Below are 24,395 nucleotides of genomic sequence, written 5' to 3'. Positions count from 1 at the left end.
TTATACACGCCATGACCCAGTCAGAATTATACCACACGCTTGCGTTGATGCAAGTAGAAGGAGTAGGAGATGTAATTGCTAAAAAACTCCTCCAACATTGCGGAAACGCAGAAGAAGTATTCGCTTCAAAAAAATCCCAACTTCAAAAAATTGACGGCATTGGTTCGGTTGTAATTAAAAATTTACAAGACAAATCGGTATTCAAAAAAGCGGAAGCCGAACTACAATTCCTTGCACAAGAAAATATTTCCACTACTTATTTTCAAGAAGAAAATTATCCTGAAAGATTAAAAAATTGCTACGATAGTCCTGTACTTTTATTCCAAGCCGGAAATATTGATTTACAAAACCAAAGAATCATCAGCATTGTTGGAACCCGTCAAATCACGACGTATGGCATGGAATTTACTAAGAAATTGATAGAAGAAATTTCACCATTAAATCCCATAATTGTTAGTGGTTTTGCTTATGGCGTTGATATTTATGCCCATCAAATAGCAATGGATTGTGGTTTACAAACCATAGGTGTTTTAGCACACGGATTGAATCAAATTTATCCGAAAACTCATAAAAAGTACATGGCAAAAATGGAACAAAACGGCGGCTTTTTAACAGAATTTTGGAGCACCAGCAATCCCGATAAAGAAAATTTCATCAAAAGAAACCGCATTGTGGCTGGCATTAGCGAAGCTACTATCGTAATTGAAAGTGCGGAAAGAGGTGGTTCATTAGTCACGGCTAATTTAGCTAATGATTATAACCGAGACGTTTTCGCCGTTCCAGGAAGAACAACAGATAAATACAGTCAAGGCTGTAATAATTTAATTAAAACACAACGCGCCAATTTGCTCACATCAGCAGCAGATTTAGTGTATATTTTAAATTGGGAATTGCAGCGCGAATCTCAAAAAGTAGTTCAAAAACAATTGTTCATCACCTTAACCGATGAAGAACAAATCATCTACGATTACCTTCAAAAAACAGGTAAAGAAATGATGGACATCATCGCATTAGAATGTGATTTTCCAGTTTATCGGATTTCGTCGATTTTGTTAAACATGGAATTGAAAGGAGTTATTCGTCCTTTGCCTGGAAAAATGTTTGAGGCAATTTGATAAAATAAACCCTCAAAATTTAGACTTTTAAACTTTGAGGGTTTTATAATTATAAGTTGATTTTTCTTAGTAACCCAACTTTTCTCTTACTCTTTTCAAAACACCATTTGCTACAGCACTTGCTTTAGCAGCACCTTCAAGTAATAATTTATCTACTTCTTCTAAGTTGTTGATGTAATAATTATATTTTTCTCTTTCGTTTTTGAATTTCTCAACGATTAATTCAAACAATTCTTGTTTGGCGTGACCGTAACCGTAATTTCCTCCTAAATAATTAGTTTTCATTACTTCAGTTTCCTCAGGTGTTGCTAACAATTTGTATAAAGCAAAACAATTACAAGTGTCTGGGTTTTTTGGATCTTCTAATGGTGTACTATCGGTTTGAATTCCCATAATTTGTTTGCGAAGCGCCTTGTCATCCACAAAAATATTAATGAAATTATTTCTCGATTTACTCATTTTTTGTCCGTCGGTACCAGGAACTAACATACTATCTTCAGAAGTTCTCCCTTCAGGTAATACAAAGGTTTCTCCCATTTGATGATTAAAACGCGAAGCTACATCTCTCGTAATTTCGATATGTTGTAATTGGTCTTTTCCAACCGGAACAAAGTTTGCATCGTACAATAAAATATCCGCTGCCATTAGCATTGGATACGTAAACAATCCGGCATTTACATCTTCTAATCTATCCGCTTTATCTTTGAATGAATGCGCTAAAGTTAAACGTTGGAAGGGAAAAAAACAGCTCAAATACCAAGACAACTCTGCTGTTTGAGGCACATCCGATTGACGATAAAAAATTACTTTATCGGTATTTAATCCGCAAGCAAGCCAAGTTGCCGCCGTACTGTAGGTGTTTTGTCTTAATTCTGTTCCATTTTTGATTTGCGTAATCGAATGCAAATCGGCAATAAAAAGAAATGATTGGTTATCAGGATTTTCAGCCATTTTAATTGCTGGTAAAATAGCTCCTAATAAATTACCTAAGTGAGGTGTTCCTGTACTTTGAACTCCGGTTAAGATTTTTGCCATTTTTGTTTTTTAAACGCAAAGACGCGAAAGTTATTCGCAAAGCTTCGCAAAGTTTTTTAATTAGTATTCTGAATTGCAAATGTAAAGTAAAAACAGAAAAGTAAAAAGAGATAGGTTTTATTAAAATGATTACTTTTGGGAATCAAATCATCTTGCTTAATGAAATTTTTAAAATATCCGCTTACTCTTTTATATCGTATTTGGTTTTATATTTTGGTTTTAGTTCCAATTATTGTTTTGTTTCCTTTTATTTTTGCTACTATTATTAGTGAAAAAACCTATCCATTGTTTTTTAAAATAGCTCGTTTATGGGCGAAATTTATTTTGATAGGAATGGGATTCAATTATTCGATTGAAGGAGATGAAGTTTTTGAAGACGGCAAAAGTTATATGTTAGTTGCCAATCACACTTCCATGACAGATATTATGTTGATGTTGATTGCAGTTAAAAATCACCCTTTTGTTTTTGTAGGAAAGAAAGAATTGGCGAAGATTCCGATTTTCGGATTTATTTATAAACGTGTTTGTATTTTGGTTGATAGAAGCAACAGTAAAAGTCGTTATCAAGTTTTTGAACGCGCTCAAAAAAGAATCCATCAAGGTTTGAGCATTTGTATTTTTCCTGAAGGTGGTGTTCCAGAAGAACATATTGTGTTAGACGAATTCAAAGATGGCGCTTTCAGAATTGCTTTAGAACATGGTTTGCCAATTGTTCCGATGGTATTTTTCGATAACAAAAAACGTTTTTCGTATACTTTTTTTAGTGGTAGTCCAGGTAAAATGCGTGCTAAAATATATCCAATAATTGAAACCAAAGGAAAAACTTTAGAAGATAAAAACGCTTTGAAACAACAAGTAAGAGAAATTATTTTACAGCCGTTATTGGAGAATTTAAAATAAAAAAGTCCAGACGCATCTGGACTTTTTCAGTTTCATTTTAACTAGAAACGAAACAACTTAACTAAAAATTTAAGCTTAACCAACAAAGCTTAAAAACTAAAACTTATTCCGGAATACAAACCGATAAAATAAGGTTTGAAGTTGCCAGAATTCTCACTAAAAGTATTGATTTGGTATTTAAACATGGGTTGGAAATTGGCATTAAAATTTTTCCAAAAACTATACTTAAAACCCAAACCGACATTACTACTAAAATGTATATTGTTTAAATTATTTGCTTTTCCTACATTCATTTCCATTCCATCTGTTACTAATGAAACAGTATTGTTATTTAAAAGCAAAGTACTCATTCCGCCTATAACTTCTATTCCAAATTTTTTATCAAGAATTTTATAACTTAATTCTAATGGGACTTCTATGTAACTCAAATCTTGTTTTAGAGTGCCTGTTTTTTCAGAGAGAAGAATTACAACATCTCCAATATCATTTTTTGAATTAGGAGCAGAAAAGACCATAGTTTCGCTATTTTCATTTCTACTAAGGGCTTTAATATTATTATTGGTAGGACTTAAACTGTTGCGAAACAACACATCATTTGTATTATAACTAAGATTAATGTTGTTAATTCCTGTTTTAATGCTAATTTTATCTGTAATTAGATAGCTTCCACCTATGCCGTAACTTAGTGTAGTTGCATAATTTTTTTCATTGGAATCAAATTGTTGATCCAGAGAAGAACCTTCTGCTAATGAATTGAAATAAACAGGCGAAGCGTTACTGCTAATCGCCCATCTATTTCTTTTCTCTTTTTCTTTTTCATCTTCATTTTTCCCATCCTCTTTTGCTGCAAGCAATTCTTCTAGTGGATTAGTTTTTTCAGCAATTTTTTCCACTAGCGTACTGTCTTTAATAATGATTTCATTTGAAGCAACAATAGTATTTATTGTGTCGTTTACTTTGGAATCATTTTTATTATTTGTATAATTTATTTGCGAATTTTCTTTTTCAAAAAAAGCTTCAATTTGGGTTGAATTTATATTTTTTGTTTTAGCAATTAAATCTTCTTTTTGATTCTGAATTTGAACTAAATTATTTCCATTTGAATTGTTTAATTCTTTTTGAATTAAGTTTTCGGTTGCTAATAAATTATTGTTTTTTGTTTTGCTTCTTTTATTTTTTATAGTGTTATTCGTTGTTGTATTATTAACTAAGTATGTGTTAGGTTTTTTATGCTTAGCAATAATAATGTTATTTGATTTTTTCTTTTCTTTTGAATTTGAAACAATAGCATTTTTAGAATCATTTAAGCCATTTGAATAATTCTGAATTCTATTTTTTTCTTTCTGATTTATGTCAGAAGTTTTTACATTTAATTTATTTGATTCAGAACTTGTAATAGTTTTATTTTCAAAAGAATCATTATTTGTTTTTTCATTAGAATCTTCGGAAACAATATTATTGCTGTTTTCTATTATTGAGTTATTGTTTTCCGATTGATAATTCCATATTAAAGAACCGATAATAACTAAAGAAGCAGCAATTCCTGAAAATTGAAACCAAAAGGGAATTATTCTTTTTTTCTTCTTCTTTTCTGTTAATCGAGACGCAATATTATCCCAAGAATCTTGTGGCGGAATAGCCTCAAAGTCTTTAAATTTTTCTTGAAATAATCGTTCTATATTTTTTTGTTCTTTCATTTTGTCTTTTTGATTGAATAGTTGTTATTCAACTCTATTTTTTCTTTCAAAATAGCTTTTGCTCTTGCTAAATTTGATTTTGATGTTCCAATATTAATTCCTAACATTTCGGCTATTTCTTTGTGCGAATAGTCATCAATAACATATAAATTAAAAACTAAACGATATCTATCGGGTAGTTCTTGAATAATTTTAGTTAAAAAATCTAAAGAAATATTTTCATCATCGATTTCAACATTTTCTATGTCTGGTATATTTTCTGAAACAATTTCAAAAACATTTTGATTTCTATATTGTTGCAGTGTATAATTAATAACTACTCTTTTAGCCCAACCTTCAAATGAACCTTTGTTTTTAAATTGACTAATTTTATCAAAAATCAACAGAAAACCTTCTTGTAAATTATCTTGAGCTTCTTCATAATTACGCGAATACTTCAAACACACTGAAAACAACTTTGGTGCTAATAATCTGTAAAGTTGTTCTTGTGCTTTGGTATTATAGTTTGTGCATTCATATATGAGTTGCTCTATTATCAAATGAAATTGATTTTAATTTACAGGGATTTCATATTCTAAAAAAACATCTTCTCCAGCATCATTTGTTCCTTGCCAAAACTTAAAGGTATAGGGTCCGCTACTCGTTACATAAAAATGTATAATTTCTTCTACTAAATTATTCGTTAATTCAGTACAATTATCTTGTTCAAAAACAATAGTTCTTATAGCAATAGTTCTTGTGTTTAAATAAGAATCATAATAAAAACCATTAAAGCTATGACAAGACGTTGGTCTATTATATCTTATTTTAATTGAATAAGTTTCACCTAATTGAAACTCATTTGGTATTTCTACTGATTCAACAGGTAATAATTCATAATGAAAATGTTGTTCTTCATCTATTGTACATGAACAAAGCATGAATAAAATTGATAGAAACAAAAATATTTTTTTCATTTTTAATTTCATTTTATATTATACAGATTCATATTTTAGTAAAAGGTTGCGTCAATTTACAAAAAAAATCACGCTCAAGGCGTGATTTAATTTTTTAAGCATTATTTTCTTTGATAGTTTCCTTGATTTTTGATTCCAATTCATCCATCAATTCTGGATTGTCTTTGATTAAAACTTTTACAGCATCTCTTCCTTGCCCTAGTTTTGTTTCTCCATAACTAAACCAAGAACCACTTTTTTTGATGATTTCAAATTCTACAGCTAAGTCTAAAACTTCACCTACTTTTGAAATTCCCTCACCATACATAATGTCAAATTCTGCTGTTCTAAATGGCGGCGCTACTTTGTTTTTAACGATTTTAACTTTGGTTCTATTTCCTAAAACATTATCACCATCTTTAATTTGAGTAGATTTACGAATATCGATACGAACTGAAGCGTAAAACTTCAAAGCATTTCCTCCCGTTGTAGTTTCTGGACTTCCAAACATCACTCCAATTTTATCACGTAACTGGTTAATGAAGAAAACAGTACAATTGGTTTTATGAATTGTTCCGGTTAATTTTCTTAATGCTTGCGACATTAAACGCGCGTGTAATCCCATTTTAGAATCACCCATATCGCCTTCAATTTCGCTTTTTGGTGTTAAAGCAGCAACTGAGTCAATAACAACTATGTCTACAGCACCTGAACGAATTAAGCTTTCTGCAATTTCTAATGCTTGTTCTCCATTGTCTGGTTGAGAAATAATTAAGTTATCAATATCGATACCTAATTTTTCTGCATAAAATCTATCAAATGCGTGTTCCGCATCAATGAATGCAGCAATTCCTCCTGCTTTTTGAGCTTCAGCAATGGCGTGTAATGTTAACGTAGTTTTACCTGACGATTCTGGTCCGTAGATTTCAATAACTCTTCCTCTTGGGTAACCATTTACACCAAGCGCTAAGTCAATCCCTAATGAACCTGATGGAATAGCTTCTACTTCTTCAACAGCGCTATCACCTAGTTTCATTACGGTTCCTTTTCCGTACGTTTTGTCGAGTTTGTCTAATGTTAGTTGTAAGGCTTTTAATTTGGCTTCTTTGTCTGAACTCATAATATTTGGCTTTAAATTGATTACAATTCTTTTTTTTGTAAAAATACAGTTTTTTTCAATTGCTCCAAAAATTGTTAATATGTTTTCAGATCTATTCAATGATTTGATTTTTAATCAATTTTATTACCTTTGCTCCCGAATTCTTCCATTTAGAATTCTAAATATAATTCTCACTTAAACGTTTATAGCATGCAACTGTACAACACTTTAAGCGCAGAAGAAAGAGCTCAATTAATTGATGAAGCCGGAAAACAACGTCTTACATTATCTTTCTATGCGTATGCCAAAATTCAAGATCCCAAAAAATTTCGCGACGATTTATTTATCGAATGGAACAAACTCGATGCTCTTGGTCGAACTTATGTAGCCAAAGAAGGAATCAATGCTCAAATGTCGGTTCCAGCCGAAAACTTTGAAGCTTTTCGCGAAACTTTAGAAGCATATGATTTTATGCGTGGCATTCGTTTGAATGTTGCCGTAGAACACAACGATCATTCATTTTTAAAACTAACAGTAAAAGTTCGTGATAAAATCGTAGCTGATGGTTTGAACGATGAAACGTTTGATGTTACGAACATCGGAGTTCATTTAAAAGCAAAGGAATTCAATCAAATATTAGAAGATCCAAACACGATTGTAGTCGATTTTAGAAATCATTACGAAAGTGAAATCGGTCATTTCAAAGGAGCAATTACTCCAGATGTGGAAACTTTTCGTGAATCGTTACCAATTATCAACGAACAATTAAAAGACTTTAAAGAAGATAAAAATTTGGTGATGTATTGCACTGGAGGAATTCGTTGCGAGAAAGCTTCTGCATATTTTAAACATCAAGGTTTTAAAAATGTATTCCAATTAGAAGGCGGAATTATCAATTATGCGAAACAAATCAAGGAAGAAAATTTAGAAAGTAAATTCATTGGAAAAAACTTCGTTTTCGACCACAGATTAGGCGAAAGAATTACTGACGATATTGTTTCGCAATGCCATCAATGTGGAAAACCTTGCGATAATCACACGAATTGTTTGAACGATGGTTGTCATTTATTATTCATTCAATGTGACGAATGTAAAGCAGCTATGGAAAATTGTTGCTCTACGGAATGTTTAGAAATCACACATTTGCCATTAGCCGAACAAGTAAAATTACGTCGAGGAAAACAAGTAGGAAATAAAGTCTTCCGAAAAGGAAAATCGGAGAATTTGAAATTCAAACATTCAGGAGAATTGTCAGACAGACCTTTGGCTGTAGCCGAAAAAACAAAAGACATTCGTCAAAAAATAAAAGTAAAAAAGGTATTGCTTGGTAAAGCCGAACATTATTATGTGAAAGCGCAAGTAGGACTTTTCGTTATAGAAAACCAAGAACTAAATATTGGTGACAGCATTCTAGTTTCGGGACCAACAACTGGAAATCAAGAATTGGTTCTAGAAAAAATGTTCGTAAACGGAACAGAAAATTCATCAGCAAAAGTTGGCGATAAAGTAACTTTTGAAGTGCCTTTCAGAGTGAGATTATCAGATAAATTATTTAAAATCATTAACTAATGACAACTTCAGGAAGAATAGAGCTTATGGCTCCAGCAGGAAATTTCGAATCTATGCAAGCGGCTTTAGATAATGGTTGCGATTCGATTTATTTTGGTGTCGAACAATTAAATATGCGTGCCCGTGCAACAGTAAATTTCGTTTTAGACGATTTACCTGAAATTGCGCGTCGTTGCAACGAAAAAAATGTTAGAACTTATTTAACATTGAATACCATTATTTACGATCACGATTTATCGATTGTAAAAACACTTTTAACCAAAGCCAAAGAAGCAGGAATTACAGCAGTAATCGCATCTGATCAAGCGGTGATTATGACAGCTCGTACGATGGGAATGGAAGTACATATTTCTACCCAATTAAACGTTACAAATATCGAAACCGTAAAATTCTACGCGATGTTTGCCGATACGATTGTATTGTCTCGCGAGTTGAGTTTACGCCAAGTAAAGAAAATCACAGATGACATCGAAAAAGAGCAAATCAAAGGGCCAAGCGGCAATTTAGTAGAAATCGAAATTTTTGGTCACGGTGCTTTGTGCATGGCAGTTTCAGGAAAATGTTATTTGAGTTTACATTCGCATAATTCCTCAGCAAATCGTGGTGCGTGTAAACAAAATTGTCGTAAAAAATATACGGTTATAGACCAAGAAAGTGGTTTTGAAATCGAAATTGATAACGAATACATGATGTCTCCAAAAGATTTATGTACGTTAGATTTTCTTGACCAAGTAATCGATTCGGGAATCAAAGTGTTAAAAATTGAAGGACGAGGAAGAGCAGCAGATTATGTAGCAACCGTTATCAAAACGTATCGCGAAGCTATTGATTCATACTACGAAGGAACGTTTACCAAAGAAAAAATCAATATTTGGATGGAAGCTTTGGCAACCGTTTACAATCGTGGTTTTTGGAGTGGTTATTATTTAGGACAAAAATTAGGCGAATGGTCAGACAACCCAGGTTCTAATGCGACTCAAAAGAAAGTATATGTTGGAAAAGGAATGCATTATTTCCCAAAATCAAGCATAGCCGAATTCAAAATAGAAGCTTACGACATTAAAAAAGGAGATAAGATTTTAATTACAGGTCCGTCAACCGGTGCGCAAGAATTAATTTTAGAAGATTTCTTTGTAAATGATGTTAACTCAGAAAAAGCAACCAAAGGCGATAGTTGTACTTTAAAAGTGCCTTTCCGTATTCGTTTATCAGACAAAATGTATAAAATTGTAGAAAACTAAATGGTTATTGTTACGCTTCAAAGAGACAAATGCATTGGTTGCAATTATTGTGTAGAAATGGCACCTGCACAATTTCAAATGTCAAAAAAGGATGGCAAATCAGTACTGATAAAGTCAACCAACACAAAAGGATTTCACACACTAAAATCATCAGATTATGCTATTTTAGAAAATTGTGAATTAGCTGAAAAGGCTTGTCCTGTTCATATTATTACCGTGAAAGAAACATAATATTATGTTTTGCAATACTATAAATTTACCTATTTCGTTTTATAATGAGATAGGTTTTTTGATTTTGTGCAACTTCAAAAGATTCAATTTGAAAGTTTCCATAAAAAATCAATATCTTTACGCTCAAAAACGTTTTGAAACGTAGTCCGTTTTGGACAATCACTATATATCTAAATTATGGCATGTACAAACTGTTCAACCACTGATGGTGGTGCACCAAAAGGGTGTAATAATAATGGGACTTGTGGCACCGATAGCTGCAACAAACTTTCTGTTTTTGATTGGCTTTCAAATATGACACTGCCAGGAGGTCAAGCGCCTTTTGATGCTGTTGAGATTAGATTTAAAAATGGAAGAAAAGAATTTTTTAGAAATACCGAAAAACTAACGTTATCTATAGGAGATATTGTAGCTACAGAAGCTTCTCCTGGACACGATATCGGTATTATTACTTTGACAGGCGAATTGGTTAAAATTCAAATGAAAAAGAAAAATGAAAATCCAGATAAAGAATTAGCTAAAATATATCGAAAAGCGTCTCAAAAAGATATTGATATTTGGACAGAAGCTCGAAATAAAGAGGAAATTGTTAGAATGCGCGCCAGAGAAATCGCAATTAACTTAAAGTTAGAAATGAAAATTTCCGATGTGGAATTTCAAGGTGATGGTTCAAAAGCAACGTTTTATTATACAGCAAATGACAGAGTTGATTTTCGCCAATTAATCAAGGAATTTGCCCAAGAATTTAAAATCAGAATCGAAATGAAGCAAGTAGGTTTTCGTCAAGAAGCTGCTCGTTTAGGAGGAATAGGTTCTTGTGGTAGAGAATTATGTTGCTCAACTTGGTTAACCGATTTTAGAAGCGTGAATACTTCGGCGGCACGTTATCAACAGTTGTCGTTAAATCCACAAAAATTAGCAGGGCAATGCGGAAAGTTAAAATGCTGTTTAAACTATGAATTAGACACCTATTTAGACGTATTGAAAGATATGCCCGACATGGAAACCAAATTGTATACAGAAAAAGGTGATGCTTATTGTCAGAAAATTGATATTTTCAAAGAAATTATGTGGTTTTCTTATGCCAATGCTCCAGCACAATGGATGGTTTTACCTGCAGCAAAAGTAAAAGAAATTATTGAAGTTAATAAGAAAAAAGAACGTGTAGCAGCATTGGAAGATTATGTAGTGGAAACGGTTCAAGAAGTTGAGAAAAAATTTGAAAATGTTGTAGGTCAAGACAGTTTAACACGTTTTGATCAACCTAAGAAAAAGTCAAATAATAGAAATAAAAAGAAGAAACCTACAAACTTTAAAAATGCACCTAAAAAAGACTAATTTCATTGGTTTAATGCTGATTGCCGTGCTTTTTATCTCATGTGATAAAAAACAATTTTTCAGCGAGTATAAAGAATTGGATGGTACTTGGAAAAAGTCAGATACTTTGCGTTTTACATTTGAACAAAATGATACTGTAAATCCATATCATTTGTTTTTGAATGTGAGGAACAACAACGATTATCCGTTCAACAACATGTATTTGATTGTTTCAATGAAAGAACCTGGAAAAAAACCAACAATCAAAGTTGATACATTAGAATATCAAATGGCAAATCCGGATGGAACATTAATGGGAGAAGGATTTTCTGACGTTAAAGAAAGTAAATTGTGGTATTTAGAAAATTACGTTTTTAATAGAATAGGCAAATATAATGTTGAGGTAGTTCAAGCGGTGAGAGAAACAGGAAAAGTTGATGGTGTTGCCGATTTAAAAGGAATTACAGAACTAGGATTACGAATTGAAAAAACAAAATAACATGGCGACTAAAAAAACAGTTTCAAATGATTATTCTGAATATACTAGAAAGTTTTGGCAACTTTTTAAGTATGGATTTTTAGGAATTATTTTTTTATTCCTTTTTGCTTCATGGGGATTTTTTGGAAAAATGCCTTCGTTCGATGATTTAGAAAATCCGGATTCAAATGTAGCAACTGAAATTATTTCTGCAGATGGAGTAGTTATAGGAAAGTTTTATAAAGAAAACAGAACTCCTGTTAAATACCATGAATTACCACAATATCTTGTAAAAGCTTTGGTAGCAACTGAAGATGAACGTTTTTATGAGCATTCTGGAATTGATGCAAAAGGAACTTTGCGTGCTGTAGTAAAACTAGGAAGAGATGGTGGAGCAAGTACATTGACGCAACAATTAGCAAAAAATTTATTCCACGGCGAAGGTTCAAAATTTATTTTGTTTCGTGTAATTCAAAAAGTAAAAGAATGGATTATTGCCATTCGTTTGGAAAGACAATATACTAAACAAGAGATTATTGCATTGTACTTAAATCAGGTAGATTTTGTAAATGGAGCTGTTGGAATTCGATCTGCGGCAAAAATCTATATGAATAAAGAGCCTAAAGATTTAACTATTGAAGAATCAGCTTTATTTGTAGGGATGTTAAAAAACCCATCTTTGTATAATCCAAACAGAAAGAAAAGAGCAAAATTGGTTCTAGATAGAAGAAATACTGTGCTACAGCAGATGGCTAAAAATAATGTAATTACAGAATCTCAAAGAGAACAATTAAGAAAAATTCCAATAAAATTAGATTTTAGACCTGAAAGCCATTCAGAGGGTAGCGCAACGTATTTTAGAGAATACCTAAGAGATTACATGAGAAAATGGGTAAAAGACCATTTAAAACCTGATGGGACAGAATATGATTTGTATAGAGATGGTTTAAAAATTTACACGACTATTGATTCTAAAATGCAGCAATATGCTGAAGAAGCAGTACAAGAGCATTTAAAAAATTTGCAAAAGGAATTTTTTAAGGGAATGAAAGACAAAGAAAACGCACCCTTTGTTGACATTACTCCTGAGCAAACCAATCAAATTATGATGCAAGCCATGAAAAACTCTGAACGATGGAGAAAAATGGACTTGAATGGTAAATCAGAAGAAGAAATTATTAAATCTTTTGATGTCGCTGCAAAAATGAAAATCTTTACTTATGAAGGTGAAAAAGACACCATCATGAAACCAAAAGACTCGATCATTTACTACAAACACATGCTGCAAACAGGTATGATGGCTATGGAGCCAAGAAGTGGTCATATCAAAGCTTGGGTTGGAGGTGTTAATTATAAATATTTTCAATACGATCACGTTGGGCAGGGTGCAAGACAAGTTGGTTCTACTTTTAAACCTTTTGTTTATGCAACTGCAATTGAGCAATTAGCTATGTCGCCTTGTGATTCAATTATTGACAGTTATTTCACTATGCCAAAAGGCAAATGGGGAATAGATGCTGATTGGTCACCAAAAAATTCTGATGGAAATTATAGAGGAACTATTACTTTACAAAAAGCATTAGCAAACTCTATCAACACAGTTTCAGCTAAATTGATAGATAGAGTTGGCCCACAAGCCGTAGTGGATATGGCAAAAGAATTAGGGGTAACTTCAAAAATTCCTGTTCAGCCATCAATTGCATTAGGAGCGGTTGATATTACTGTAGAGGAAATGGTAGGAGCAATGAGTACATTTGCAAATCAAGGAGTATATGTAAAACCCACTTTTATCATCAAAATTGAGGACAAAAATGGAGTTGTAATTGATCAACCAATTCCTTATCAAAAGGATGTAGTAAATAAAGATGTTGCTTATACCGTTATCAAATTAATGGAAGGTGTAAAAGAATCAGGAACTGGAGCGCGATTGAAATATGGTGGTGGTGGTTTTATTCAGTATGATTATAGTTTTGCTAATCCAGTTGCTGGGAAAACAGGAACTTCTCAAAATAATTCTGACGGTTGGTTTATTGGTATGGTGCCTAATTTAGCCACAGGAGTTTGGGTAGGAAATGAAGATAGAGCAGCACATTTTAGATCCACTCATATGGGTCAAGGTGCTACGACAGCATTACCTATTTGGGGAATTTTCATGAAAAAATGTTACGATGATAGTGATTTAGATATATCAAGAGAACCATTTGAAAGACCCGATAATTTAGCTATAAAAGTAGATTGCTGGACACCAAAAAAAGTCGTTGATACAACAGCAGTTCCTACAGATGAACCAAGTATGGATGAGTTCGAAGGATTATAAAAACAACAATAACGCTATATGATTTCAAGAAAAGTAAATAACGTAAAAGAAGCATTAGAAGGAATTCAAGATGGACAAACTATCATGTTGGGTGGTTTTGGTCTTTGTGGCATTCCTGAAAATAGTATTGCTGAATTAGTAAATAAAAATGTAACCAATTTAACTTGTATTTCAAATAATGCAGGTGTAGATGATTTCGGATTGGGATTATTATTACAAAAACGCCAAATCAAAAAAATGATTTCTTCTTACGTGGGAGAAAATGCAGAATTCGAACGCCAAATGCTTTCAGGAGAATTAGAAGTTGAGCTAACACCTCAAGGAACTTTAGCAGAAAAATGCCGTGCTGCACAAGCAGGAATTCCAGCATTTTTTACACCAGCAGGTTTTGGAACAGAAGTTGCTGAAGGAAAAGAAACGCGTGAATTCAACGGAAAAATGCACGTAATGGAATTGGCTTATAAAGCCGATTTTTCTATCGTAAAAGCATGGAAAGGTGACGAAGCTGGAAATCTTATTTTCAAAGGAACGGCTCGTAATTTCAACGCTTGTATGGCAGGTGCTGCAAAAATCACGATTGCTGAGGTTGAAGAATTAGTACCAGCAGGAACTTTAAATCCTAACGAAATTCACATTCCAGGAATTATGGTCAACCGTATTTTCCAAGGAGAGAAATTTGAGAAAAGAATTGAGCAAAGAACTGTTAGACAAAGAAGTTAATCATGGCATTAGATAAAAATCAAATCGCAAAAAGAATAGCACAAGAAGTAAAAGACGGTTACTATGTAAACTTAGGAATCGGAATTCCAACTTTAGTTGCCAATTATGTTCGCACAGATATTTCAGTAGAATTTCAATCAGAAAATGGAGTTTTAGGTATGGGACCTTTCCCTTTTGAAGGAGAAGAAGATGCGGATATCATCAACGCAGGAAAACAAACCATAACAACTTTACCAGGAGCAAGTTTTTTCGACTCAGCATTTAGTTTTGGAATGATTCGTGCTCAAAAAGTAGATTTAACTATTTTAGGAGCGATGGAAGTTTCTGAAAACGGAGATATTGCCAACTGGAAAATCCCAGGAAAGATGGTAAAAGGAATGGGCGGCGCCATGGATTTAGTAGCTTCTGCAGAAAATATTATCGTTGCTATGATGCACGTAAATAAAGCAGGAGAATCGAAAATCTTGAAAAAATGTACGCTTCCTTTAACTGGTGTTGGTTGTGTGAAAAAAGTCGTTACTGAATTAGCGGTTTTAGAAATCACTCCAAAAGGATTCAAATTGTTAGAACGCGCACCAGGTGTTTCAGTTGAAGATGTAATAAAAGCAACAGAAGCCGATTTAATCATTGAAGGAGATATTCCTGAAATGAAAATCGATTAATAAATGAGTTTATAATTTTAAACCTGACAGGTTTCCAAAACTTGTCAGGTTTTTATATATTTTAAAGAAAATGAGCTTACCAAAAGTAATTTTAAAATCAGGTAAAGAAAAATCAATTCAACGTCGTCATCCTTGGATTTTTAGTGGTGCGGTTTATGGCGTAAGTCGTGAAATAAACGATGGCGAAATGGTTGATGTAGTCGATTCGAAAAACAATCATTTAGGAACTGGATATTTTAGTGATAAAGGAAGTATCGTAGTTCGTATTTTGACTTTCGGAGAGGAAACTTTTTCTGAGAACTTTTGGAAGGACAAACTACAATCGGCTTGGTATTTACGTACGCAAATATTGGATTTTGAAGTTACCAATGCTTTTCGTGTGATTCATGGAGAAGGCGATGGAATTTCGGGATTAATTATTGATTATTACGATAAAAATTGGGTTATTCAAGCGCATTCTACTGGCGTTTTTCTTCAAATGGAGCAAATCGCGGAAGCCATAAAATCAAATTTTACAGACTATTGCGAAACCATTTATTGCAAAAGCTCAGGAACTTTACCAAATACAGGAACTGATTATTTCTTATTCGGAAACAAAGTTGAAGCAGTTGCAAAAGAGAACAACATTTTGTTTTCTGTAAATTGGGTAGAAGGACAAAAAACAGGTTTCTTTTTAGACCAACGCGAAAACCGAAAACTTTTAGGCGAATTCTCAAAAGGCAAAAAAGTATTAAATACGTTTTGTTATACTGGTGGATTTTCCATTTATGCCATGAGTGCTGGTGCAGAATTAGTAACTTCGGTCGATATTTCTCAAAAAGCTGTGGACTTAGCAGAGAGTAATATGGAATTAAATTTTCCAAACGCTAATCACAAAGCAGTAGCTGACGATGTGTTCAATTTCATGAAAGAGCACACACAACAATACGATGTTATTGTTTTAGACCCGCCCGCTTTCGCGAAAAGCATCAAAAGCAAACATACCGCAACGCAAGCCTACAAACGTTTAAACATTGCAGGTTTAAAAGCCTTAGCTCCTAACGGAATTTTATTCACTTTCTCTTGCTCACAAGTTATTGATGATGTTTTGTTTTACAACACCGTTGCAGCCGCCGCTATAGAAACCGGAAGAAACATCCGAGTTTTACACAAATTAGAACAAGGTCCAGATCACCCAACGAATATTTATCACCCAGAAGGTCATTATTTAAAAGGTTTGGTTTTGTTTGTGGAGTAGATTTGAAAGTGTTCAGTTTTTCTCGCATAGTTTGTCATTCCGGAGGAATCTCATAGAATCAGTTTAAAACTTTTACTTATGATTAGATTTTTTAGCATCTTCTTTTTTACTCTTTTTTTGTTTAGTTGTAAACAAAAAACAGAATTAGTGCAAGCTGAAATAAAGTCTTTTGGTTTGAAGATAGATTTCAGACTTTATAATGACAGCACATACATTATGAAAAGAATTTATGAATTTGATTCAATTAAAAATGAAACTTTAGAGGGAAACTTTAAGTTGCAGAATGACTCCCTTGTTTGTTATGGTGATTTTAATTTCAATGGTTTTATAAAAAATAATTTTATTGAATCTAACCAAGAGTATGAAAAATATGAAATCATAAAGTCAAAAATTAAGTCGAATTCAAAAATTGATTTTAAAAGATTTCCAACATATACAACTTTTACATTTGATAAATCAAAAGAGTATAATCGTTTTAACGAAACTGCTATTCCTTATGAATTAACAGAAAATGATTTACTTAAAATCGATTCTATTTTACCTATTTGTATGAATAAAACAGAAAATTTTGAAGGTAAACAAAATGCCGATGATTATTCAAAACAATGTATAGCAACAAAAAACAGGAAAGGTGAAATAGAAGTTTGGGTTAATTGTGCATGTGATGGTATGTCAAAAGATTCATTCAAATATTTTATAGGTACAGTTCATGATGGTGGACCTTGTTTTTTTAAATTGAAAATAAATTTAACCAAAATTGAATGTTTTGATGTTTTTGTCAACGGGTCTTAAATAAAAAACCTGTAAGTCTTTCAACTCACAGGTTTCTTTTTTCTTGCTTCTTTTCTCTTTTTCTAAAACTAAAGATTCATAAAGAAATCATTTCCTTTATCATCGGTAATAATAAACGCAGGGAAATCTTTTACTTCAATTTTTCTCACCGCTTCCATTCCTAATTCTGGAAAATCTACTACTTCAACCGATAAGATGTTTTCTTTGGCTAAAATCGCAGCAGGGCCACCAATCGAACCTAAATAGAATCCGCCATGTTTTTTACAAGCATTCATTACGTCTTTGCTTCGGTTTCCTTTGGCTAACATAATCATGCTTCCACCAGCGGCTTGGAATTCGTCTACATAAACATCCATTCTTCCTGCGGTAGTTGGTCCAAAACTTCCTGAAGGCATTCCGTCTGGAGTTTTTGCTGGACCTGCATAATATACTGGGTGATTTTTGAAATACTCTGGCATTGGTTTTCCAGCGTCTAGCAATTCTTTGATTTTGGCATGAGCGATATCACGAGCTACAATCAAAGTTCCGTTTAATTTCAAACGAGTTTTAATTGGATATTTCGATAATTCTGCTAAAATTTCAGCCATTGGTTTGTTCAAATCAATTTCTACTGCTGGCTCTAAATGAGGCGCTGTTTCAGGTAAAAATTGCGCTGGATTGGTTTCCAATTGCTCTAAGAAAATTCCGTCTTTTGTGATTTTTCCTTTGATATTTCTATCTGCCGAACAAGAAACTCCCATTCCCACCGGACAAGAAGCTGCGTGACGAGGTAAACGAATCACACGAACGTCATGTGTTAAATATTTTCCACCAAATTGTGCTCCAATTTGACTTTCTTGACAAATGATTTGCACTCTTTTTTCCCATTCTAAATCGCGAAACGCTTGACCTGACATATTTCCAGAAGTTGGTAAATGGTCATAATATCCAGCTGATGCTTTTTTAACTGCTGCTAAATTCGCTTCCGCAGAAGTTCCACCAATTACAATAGCCAAATGATAAGGAGGACAAGCTGCTGTTCCTAAATCCATAATGCGCTCACGAACAAATTCGTCTAACGATTTTTCATTCAACAACGATTTTGTTTTTTGATATAAAAACGTTTTGTTGGCCGAACCACCACCTTTTGTTAAAAATAAGAATTCATACGAATTTCCTTTTTTCGCATAAATGTCGATTTGTGCAGGTAAGTTAGAGCCCGAGTTTTTCTCTTCAAACATCGAAATCGGAACAATTTGCGAGTAACGAAGATTTTTATTTTGGTACGTATTGTAAATTCCTTTTGACAACCATTCGCCATCATCAACTCCTGTATAAACGTTTTCACCTTTTTTAGCAACTACGATCGCAGTTCCGGTATCTTGGCAAGAAGGCAATTGACCTTCTACAGCTACAGCAGCGTTTTGCAATAAATTATAAGCAACAAAACGATCGTTGTCTGTCGCTTCAGGATCTTCGATAATGTTTCTTAATTTTTGTAAATGTGCCGAACGCAACATAAACGAAACGTCGTCCATCGCTTCTTGAGCTAGTAATTCTAATCCTTTTGGGTCAACCACTAAGATTTCTCTATCGCCAAGTTGCTCAACTTTTACGTAATCGGAAGTTAATTTTTTGTAGTGTGTATCGTCTTTTAAAATAGGATACGGGTCTTGATATAAAAAGTCCATTATGTGTATGTTTTGAAAGGTAAAGTTACGTAATGTTAATAGAATTTCGAAATTAACTATTTCTATATTTTATTATTGTTTGTGAAATTCTTCAAAACTCTTTTTTTCGCGTTTATATACTTTTTCTTTTGGAGTGATTTGATTTACTTTCCAAGTATTGTTTTTTAATGAAAAAGTTAAAGAATCTAAATACTCCACTATACCCATATCTTCTTTAGTTGAATCATTTTCATCAGGTGAAAAGTTGGTTCTTCTTGAAGTTATATAGTTTTTATTTGTTGGAAAGAATTCAACATAAGAACCCCAACCACTATCACTAAATTCCATAAATTGATATAGTAATTGAACGTTATTATTATTGGTATAAAATAAAAATCCATTCTGCTGATAGGCACAAGCAGGATATCCAATGTGGATTGTTTTTAAAGAAGGATTTAAACTATCTAAGTAAATTCCAAAAAATTCTGAATTTTCATCAAAGCCATTAATTTGAATTGTTTCTGAACCAATTTTTGATTTATTATTCCAAAAATCTAATTTCATTTCAACATTACAAATACTATCTTCATTAAACTTCTTTTCTAAAAGATTGACAACAACAAAATCACTTTTGTTATTTTCAAAATCAAAGAAAATAGTATCTAAAACTTCTTTGTTAGTTTCTTTAATTATCTTGTTTTCTTTTGCGATATTGTTTTTTGTAGAAACAATTTCCTCATTTTTACATGAAATAAAAATAAAAAGGGTTAAAATTATTATTCTCATCTAGCTTCATTTTAAAAAAACCAACTCGCCACAAAAATCGCTGTAATCACACAAATCAAATCTACTAAAAGCATCATTCCTAATGTATAGCGTGTGTTTTTCACGTTGATACTTCCAAAATAAACCGCAATTACATAAAAAGTAGTTTCGGCACTGCATTGGAAAATACAACTTAATCTTCCGGTTAAGGAATCTGGACCAAATTGTTTCATCGCATCAATCATAAAACCACGAGAACCACCAGAACTAAAAGGACGCAACATCGCCACAGGAAGTGAATCGGTAATTTCTTTGGCTACTCCAAGATGAGCAAATAAAAAAGAAATTCCGTTGGCGATAATTTCAAATAAACCACTATTTCTAAACAACGAAATCGCAACTAACATTCCCATTACGTATGGGAAAATTGTAACTCCAGTTTTTAATCCGTTATTGGCTCCTGCTACAAACGTATCGAAAATCGTTGTTTTTTGTTCTACGAATTTCTTTTCTTGAACGAAAGAAAATATCAAAGTTCCGCCAATTATTAAGATTAACAATAAGCCCGAAAGGTTTGAAGTAAAGTAATTTTTTCCAATTAAATCTAAACTGTTAACGTAGAATAATAATCCCACAATTGCTCCGATAACTCCCATTAAAACTGCTAATAAAGAAGCGCTTTTAAAATTAACACGTTGTTTAATTCCAACTAAAATGAAAGCGGCAATAGTTCCAACAAAAGACGTAATAATACATGGTAACATTACATCAGCAGGATTTGCAGCGTGTTCGGCAGCTCGATAACCAATGATTGACGTTGGAATTAATGTTAAACCAGCAGCATGCAAACACATGAACATGATTTGGGCATCACTCGCTCGGTCTTTGTCTTCGTTGAGTTCTTGTAAACTTTGCATGGCTTTCAATCCGAAAGGCGTTGCAGCTGAATCCAATCCTAAGAAGTTAGCAGAAAAATTCAATGTCATGTATGAAATCGATTCGTGGTTTTTAGGAATCGAAGGAAAAACTTTTGCAAATAATGGACTTAATTTCTTAGCCAATCTTTCCGAAGCTCCTGAAATGATAAGTAATTCCATAATTCCACAAAAGAAAGCTAAGTAAGCAATCAATGGCAGAATCAAATCAAACAAACTGCTTTTGGTCATAGGAAGTAGACCATCTGCTTTTTGTTTTCCGCTGTAGATTTTTACAGTTTGATTGTTGTAAACATAGGTAGTGTCTGCATCCTTTTCATTTTTGTTGATAATGAATGTTTTGTCTTCCGCTTTTTGGACACTATCTTGTACAAATTTTGGAACTTCTTTTAAATATTTTTCACCAATTAAAAAAGGTTCGCCTTGTTTACCATTCAGCACATAATCAATAGAATAATATTGCGATGAAAACAATCCGAATACAATAAAAAAGATAGATGATATAAATATTACCAGCCAAAATCTGCTTAAAACCATGTGTTATATTTTTTGTAAATGTAGTAAATCAAATTCAAGTACAATTTGAAAATTCGTGTTCAATTTATACATGAATAATTTCATCTTCAACCAGTAAATCTTCTCGTCTTAATCTTAAGAAAATTTGAGCTACTGCAATAACATCTTTTTCACAATAGGTGATAATTCGGTCGATGTCGTTTTCCACATAAAAAACGTGAGCTACTTCGCTACCGTCGATATCGTCTTTTGGAGAAGGAATTCCGAGCACTTTTGTAAGTAATTTTAAAGAAGTAAAATGTTTATAATCGCCAAATTTCCATAATTCTAAGGTGTCTAAATGCGGTACTTCCCAAGGTTTTTTACCGAATAAATTTAGTTTGTTAGGTAAAGCAATTCCGTTGATAATCATGCGTCGGGCTATGAATGGAATATCAAATTCTTTGGCATTATGACCGCATAAAACGTGTTGTGCTCCGTTGAAATGAGTATTTAATAGATTGGAAAAATCATTCAAAATTTTCTTCTCTTCACCCCAGAAACTAGTTACTCTAAAATTTCTAATATCGCCTTTATTGACAAAATAACCCACAGAAATAGTAATGATTTTCCCAAACTCTGCCCAAATTCCAGCACGTTCATAAAAATCTTCTGCCGAAACTTCGTCTTTGCGTTGGTATTGTGTTTTGTGTTCCCATAAATAACGTGTTTCTTCGTCTAAAATGCCATAATTTTGGTGTTCAGGAACGGTTTCAATATCTAAAAACAGAATGTTGTTTAAGTTAATTTTTTCAATCATTTTTGTATGGTTTATAGTTAATTTAGTTTCAAGTTAATCTATTTTCTTTTTTCTTGCATCTTTTTTCTTTTTCCCAACATTTCATAGGCTTCTTCAACATAAACATATAAATCTTCACTATGTGGATCATATGAAGTTTGTACACCTTTTAAATGTCCTAAACGCACAATTATTAAGCTGTCTTCTGGAATTACAATTACAAATTGCCCCAAATGACCACGCATGTAATATAAGTGTTTGCCTAAAAAGTTGTGCATCCACCAACCATAGCCATAATGAGGCGCTGCTTCAAAGCGAGGAGTGATGCATTTTTTCACAAAAGCACTATCTAATAATTGTTGACCATTCCATTTTCCGTTATTCAAATATAGCTTTCCAAAGCGGGCAAAATCTCTTGCATTACTAGCGATACAACAATAGGCTTTTTCAATTCCGTCAGGTGCTTCATCTAATTGCCAGAGCGCTTCATTTTCGGCACCCATAGGTTGCCAAAAGTTTTTTGAAACATAATCTGATAAATATTCTCCTGTTGCTTTTTCAATACACATGGCCAATAACTGAGTAGCACCACTTAGATATTTGAACGATTGCCCAGGTTTTTCGTTGATGTTCAATCCAAGGATTACTTTGTCTAAATCATTGTCAAAATAAGCACGGGTTACAATTGAAAATGGGCTATAATATTTTTCGTCCCAATTTAATCCTGAAGCCATTGAAGATAAATCGCCTACGGTTACTTCTTTTGCAAATTTTCCTTTTAATTCGGGAAAAAAGTCAATTACTTTTTGGTCTAAACTTTTTATTTTTCCTTCCATAATGGCTTTTCCTAATGCCATTGTAACCACGCTTTTTGCCATCGAAAAAGAATTGGTTTTAGAGTTTTTATCAAAACCATCAAAATAGCTTTCATGCCAAATACTATCATTTTTAATAATTAAATAGGCAATAGTTTTGAGCTCTTTGTGTGCTTTTTGTAAATTTTGTGTAGCAGGAACAGAGTTGTAATCGGAAGCAATTGCCCAAGGTTGCGCAGTACCTTTTTTGATTTCGCGATTGGGAAATTCTTTATAATCTTCTAAAAAAGCTGTGGTATAACCTTTGAAATAAATTGTTTTTACGGCACGAAGCAAATAATCTACATCAAAAATATACATCAAAACAATAATAGCAGCAAAAACAATTGCGAACCATTTTAGGAATTTTAGCAGGAATTTCATTTACTAATTTTATAAGATAGTTTTTATAAAAGTAGGAAAAAGTTAGAATGAATTTAAAAAAACTAAAACAAACTTTCTTGTTTCACCGGATTTTCATGTTCCAACAACCATTTTTTGCGCCACAAGCCTCCAGCATATCCAGTTAAAGAACCATCAGAACCAATAACACGATGGCACGGAACTACAATCCAAAGCGGATTTTTTCCATTAGCCGAAGCCACTGCTCGAATTGCTTTTACATCACCTAATTTTTTCGAAAGATCTAAATATGAACAAGTTTTACCGAAAGGAATGTTCAACAATTCTTGCCAAACTTTTTGCTGAAAATCAGTTCCAGAAGGATTAAGTTTAAAAGAAAAATCAGTTCTTTTTCCTTCAAAATATTCTTGTAGTTGTGTAACAGCTTCTTTTAATGCTTTAGGCGTTTTAGATGAAATTTCGATTTCTTCATTCATCACATGAATTTTTGAAATGCCGTTTTGATCACCACAAATTTCAGCAAATCCTAAAGGGGTATTTATAATTACTGTTTCCATAGAGTAAATATAAAAAAAACCACCTGAAATACAGATGGTTTTTTTAAGATGTAAAAAAGTTGAATTATAATTATGATTTAATTTCTACTTTCTTATCAGTTGCTGGTGCAGCAGTGTCAATTACTTTTCCTTTAAAAGATAAAGTTTTAACGTTTTCAACACCACCTTCATTTGTCATTACAGTAACTGATTTTTGAAAAGGCGCTACAGAAGCAGCGTTAAATGTTGCAGCAACCATACCTTTTTCTCCTGGTTTAATAGGTGTTTTAGTATAGTTTGCAGCTGTACAACCACAAGCTGGTTTTACATTTGTAATTAAGATTGTTTCTTTTGTATTGTTTGTGAAAGTAAATTCATAAGTTGCAGGAACTCCTTTTGGAATATCTCCAAAATCATGAATTTCTTTATCCCATTTAATTGCAGATTGTTTTGGTGCAGCCGCAGGTGTTACAGTTGCAGCAACTGGAGCTTGAGTAGCTTTTGCTGTTTCGATTTTAGCATCTTTAACTTGAGCAAATGAAGCACTTGCAAGAAATAATGCAACGATTGATAATTTAATTGATTTCATACCTTATTATATTTTAGTTATTTTAATTTTGTGTTACAAAGCTATGCAAACAAAAAAAAGTAGTT

General features: G+C 32.8%; 24 protein-coding genes. 12 read left to right on the top strand and 12 right to left on the bottom strand.

Annotation, left to right across the window (positions count from 1 at the left end; genetic code table 11):
* Window positions 1–11 precede the first annotated feature (11 nt).
* A complete protein-coding gene (gene dprA, locus G4L40_RS01640; protein WP_166235361.1) occupies window positions 12–1,115 on the top strand; it encodes a DNA-processing protein DprA in 1,104 nt (367 codons plus the stop codon).
* A 66-nt stretch (window positions 1,116–1,181) separates the two neighbouring features.
* Here dprA and trpS read toward each other — a convergent pair whose 3' ends face one another.
* Entirely contained in the window at window positions 1,182–2,150 is a 969-nt protein-coding gene (gene trpS / locus G4L40_RS01635) for a tryptophan--tRNA ligase (RefSeq protein ID WP_166235359.1), read from the bottom strand.
* A 159-nt stretch (window positions 2,151–2,309) separates the two neighbouring features.
* On the opposite strand from trpS, the gene G4L40_RS01630 reads away from it, so the two are divergent.
* Window positions 2,310–3,050 carry a lysophospholipid acyltransferase family protein gene (locus tag G4L40_RS01630; RefSeq protein ID WP_166235357.1) on the top strand — a complete coding sequence of 247 codons (741 nt, stop codon included), beginning with the start codon at window positions 2,310–2,312 and terminating at the stop codon, window positions 3,048–3,050.
* Window positions 3,051–3,139: 89 nt separating this feature from the next.
* Here G4L40_RS01630 and G4L40_RS01625 read toward each other — a convergent pair whose 3' ends face one another.
* The 4 genes from G4L40_RS01625 to recA all read right to left on the bottom strand — a co-directional run bounded on the left by G4L40_RS01625 (window position 3,140) and on the right by recA (window position 6,802).
* Window positions 3,140–4,747, bottom strand: coding sequence for a porin family protein (locus tag G4L40_RS01625; RefSeq protein ID WP_166235355.1), 1,608 nt, complete (start codon window positions 4,745–4,747; stop codon window positions 3,140–3,142).
* Entirely contained in the window at window positions 4,744–5,286 is a 543-nt protein-coding gene (locus G4L40_RS01620) for an RNA polymerase sigma factor (RefSeq protein WP_166235354.1), read from the bottom strand. The genes G4L40_RS01625 and G4L40_RS01620 overlap by 4 nt, the downstream gene beginning before the upstream one ends.
* A 12-nt stretch (window positions 5,287–5,298) precedes the next feature.
* On the bottom strand, window positions 5,299–5,703 hold the full coding sequence (locus G4L40_RS01615) for a hypothetical protein (RefSeq protein ID WP_166235352.1): 405 nt from the start codon (window positions 5,701–5,703) through the stop codon (window positions 5,299–5,301).
* A gap of 94 nt (window positions 5,704–5,797) precedes the next feature.
* Window positions 5,798–6,802: a recombinase RecA gene (gene recA, locus G4L40_RS01610; protein WP_166235350.1), complete on the bottom strand. Its 1,005-nt coding sequence runs from the start codon at window positions 6,800–6,802 to the stop codon at window positions 5,798–5,800.
* Window positions 6,803–6,991: 189 nt separating this feature from the next.
* On the opposite strand from recA, the gene trhO reads away from it, so the two are divergent.
* From trhO to G4L40_RS01560, 10 genes are all read left to right on the top strand, one after another.
* A complete protein-coding gene (gene trhO / locus G4L40_RS01605; protein ID WP_166235348.1) occupies window positions 6,992–8,350 on the top strand; it encodes an oxygen-dependent tRNA uridine(34) hydroxylase TrhO in 1,359 nt (452 codons plus the stop codon).
* Window positions 8,350–9,591 carry a peptidase U32 family protein gene (locus tag G4L40_RS01600; RefSeq protein ID WP_166235346.1) on the top strand — a complete coding sequence of 414 codons (1,242 nt, stop codon included), beginning with the start codon at window positions 8,350–8,352 and terminating at the stop codon, window positions 9,589–9,591. The genes trhO and G4L40_RS01600 overlap by 1 nt, the downstream gene beginning before the upstream one ends.
* The gene (locus G4L40_RS01595) at window positions 9,592–9,822 is read left to right on the top strand and encodes a ferredoxin (protein WP_166235344.1); all 231 of its coding nucleotides are present in this window, start codon (window positions 9,592–9,594) and stop codon (window positions 9,820–9,822) included.
* Window positions 9,823–9,999: 177 nt separating this feature from the next.
* Complete coding sequence (locus tag G4L40_RS01590) at window positions 10,000–11,160, top strand: PSP1 domain-containing protein (protein WP_166235343.1); 1,161 nt, start codon at window positions 10,000–10,002, stop codon at window positions 11,158–11,160.
* Complete coding sequence (locus G4L40_RS01585) at window positions 11,141–11,638, top strand: gliding motility lipoprotein GldH (protein WP_166235341.1); 498 nt, start codon at window positions 11,141–11,143, stop codon at window positions 11,636–11,638. Before G4L40_RS01590 ends, G4L40_RS01585 begins: the two co-directional genes overlap by 20 nt.
* A gap of 1 nt (window position 11,639) precedes the next feature.
* Window positions 11,640–13,934: a penicillin-binding protein 1A gene (locus G4L40_RS01580; protein WP_166235339.1), complete on the top strand. Its 2,295-nt coding sequence runs from the start codon at window positions 11,640–11,642 to the stop codon at window positions 13,932–13,934.
* Window positions 13,935–13,952: 18 nt separating this feature from the next.
* Window positions 13,953–14,654 (top strand): CoA transferase subunit A, encoded by a 702-nt coding sequence (locus tag G4L40_RS01575; protein ID WP_166235337.1) that lies wholly within the window; start codon window positions 13,953–13,955, stop codon window positions 14,652–14,654.
* Window positions 14,655–14,656: 2 nt separating this feature from the next.
* Window positions 14,657–15,316 carry a CoA transferase subunit B gene (locus tag G4L40_RS01570; RefSeq protein WP_166235335.1) on the top strand — a complete coding sequence of 220 codons (660 nt, stop codon included), beginning with the start codon at window positions 14,657–14,659 and terminating at the stop codon, window positions 15,314–15,316.
* A 70-nt stretch (window positions 15,317–15,386) separates the two neighbouring features.
* Window positions 15,387–16,553, top strand: a complete 1,167-nt coding sequence (locus tag G4L40_RS01565; protein WP_166235333.1) for a class I SAM-dependent rRNA methyltransferase — start codon at window positions 15,387–15,389, stop codon at window positions 16,551–16,553.
* Window positions 16,554–16,769: 216 nt separating this feature from the next.
* Window positions 16,770–17,345 (top strand): hypothetical protein, encoded by a 576-nt coding sequence (locus G4L40_RS01560; RefSeq protein ID WP_166235331.1) that lies wholly within the window; start codon window positions 16,770–16,772, stop codon window positions 17,343–17,345.
* Between the two features lie 68 nt (window positions 17,346–17,413).
* Here the strand turns inward: G4L40_RS01560 and G4L40_RS01555 are convergent, their stop codons facing one another.
* The 7 genes from G4L40_RS01555 to G4L40_RS01525 all read right to left on the bottom strand — a co-directional run bounded on the left by G4L40_RS01555 (window position 17,414) and on the right by G4L40_RS01525 (window position 24,330).
* Window positions 17,414–19,015 (bottom strand): fumarate hydratase, encoded by a 1,602-nt coding sequence (locus G4L40_RS01555; RefSeq protein WP_166235330.1) that lies wholly within the window; start codon window positions 19,013–19,015, stop codon window positions 17,414–17,416.
* 72 nt (window positions 19,016–19,087) lie between these two features.
* A complete protein-coding gene (locus G4L40_RS01550; RefSeq protein ID WP_166235328.1) occupies window positions 19,088–19,780 on the bottom strand; it encodes a hypothetical protein in 693 nt (230 codons plus the stop codon).
* A gap of 11 nt (window positions 19,781–19,791) precedes the next feature.
* Window positions 19,792–21,231, bottom strand: coding sequence for a nucleoside recognition domain-containing protein (locus G4L40_RS01545; RefSeq protein WP_166235326.1), 1,440 nt, complete (start codon window positions 21,229–21,231; stop codon window positions 19,792–19,794).
* Window positions 21,232–21,295: 64 nt separating this feature from the next.
* The gene (locus G4L40_RS01540; protein ID WP_166235324.1) at window positions 21,296–22,009 is read right to left on the bottom strand and encodes a 3'-5' exonuclease; all 714 of its coding nucleotides are present in this window, start codon (window positions 22,007–22,009) and stop codon (window positions 21,296–21,298) included.
* A 38-nt stretch (window positions 22,010–22,047) separates the two neighbouring features.
* Window positions 22,048–23,226, bottom strand: coding sequence for a serine hydrolase domain-containing protein (locus G4L40_RS01535; protein WP_166235322.1), 1,179 nt, complete (start codon window positions 23,224–23,226; stop codon window positions 22,048–22,050).
* Between the two features lie 62 nt (window positions 23,227–23,288).
* On the bottom strand, window positions 23,289–23,762 hold the full coding sequence (locus G4L40_RS01530) for a methylated-DNA--[protein]-cysteine S-methyltransferase (RefSeq protein ID WP_166235320.1): 474 nt from the start codon (window positions 23,760–23,762) through the stop codon (window positions 23,289–23,291).
* A gap of 70 nt (window positions 23,763–23,832) precedes the next feature.
* Window positions 23,833–24,330 (bottom strand): DUF1573 domain-containing protein, encoded by a 498-nt coding sequence (locus tag G4L40_RS01525; protein WP_166235319.1) that lies wholly within the window; start codon window positions 24,328–24,330, stop codon window positions 23,833–23,835.
* Window positions 24,331–24,395: the final 65 nt, after the last annotated feature.

The organism is Flavobacterium celericrescens, assembly GCF_011392075.1.
GTDB lineage: Bacteria > Bacteroidota > Bacteroidia > Flavobacteriales > Flavobacteriaceae > Flavobacterium > Flavobacterium celericrescens.
Note: the sequence above shows the minus strand (reverse complement) of the source record. Positions and strands in the feature narration are given on the sequence as shown.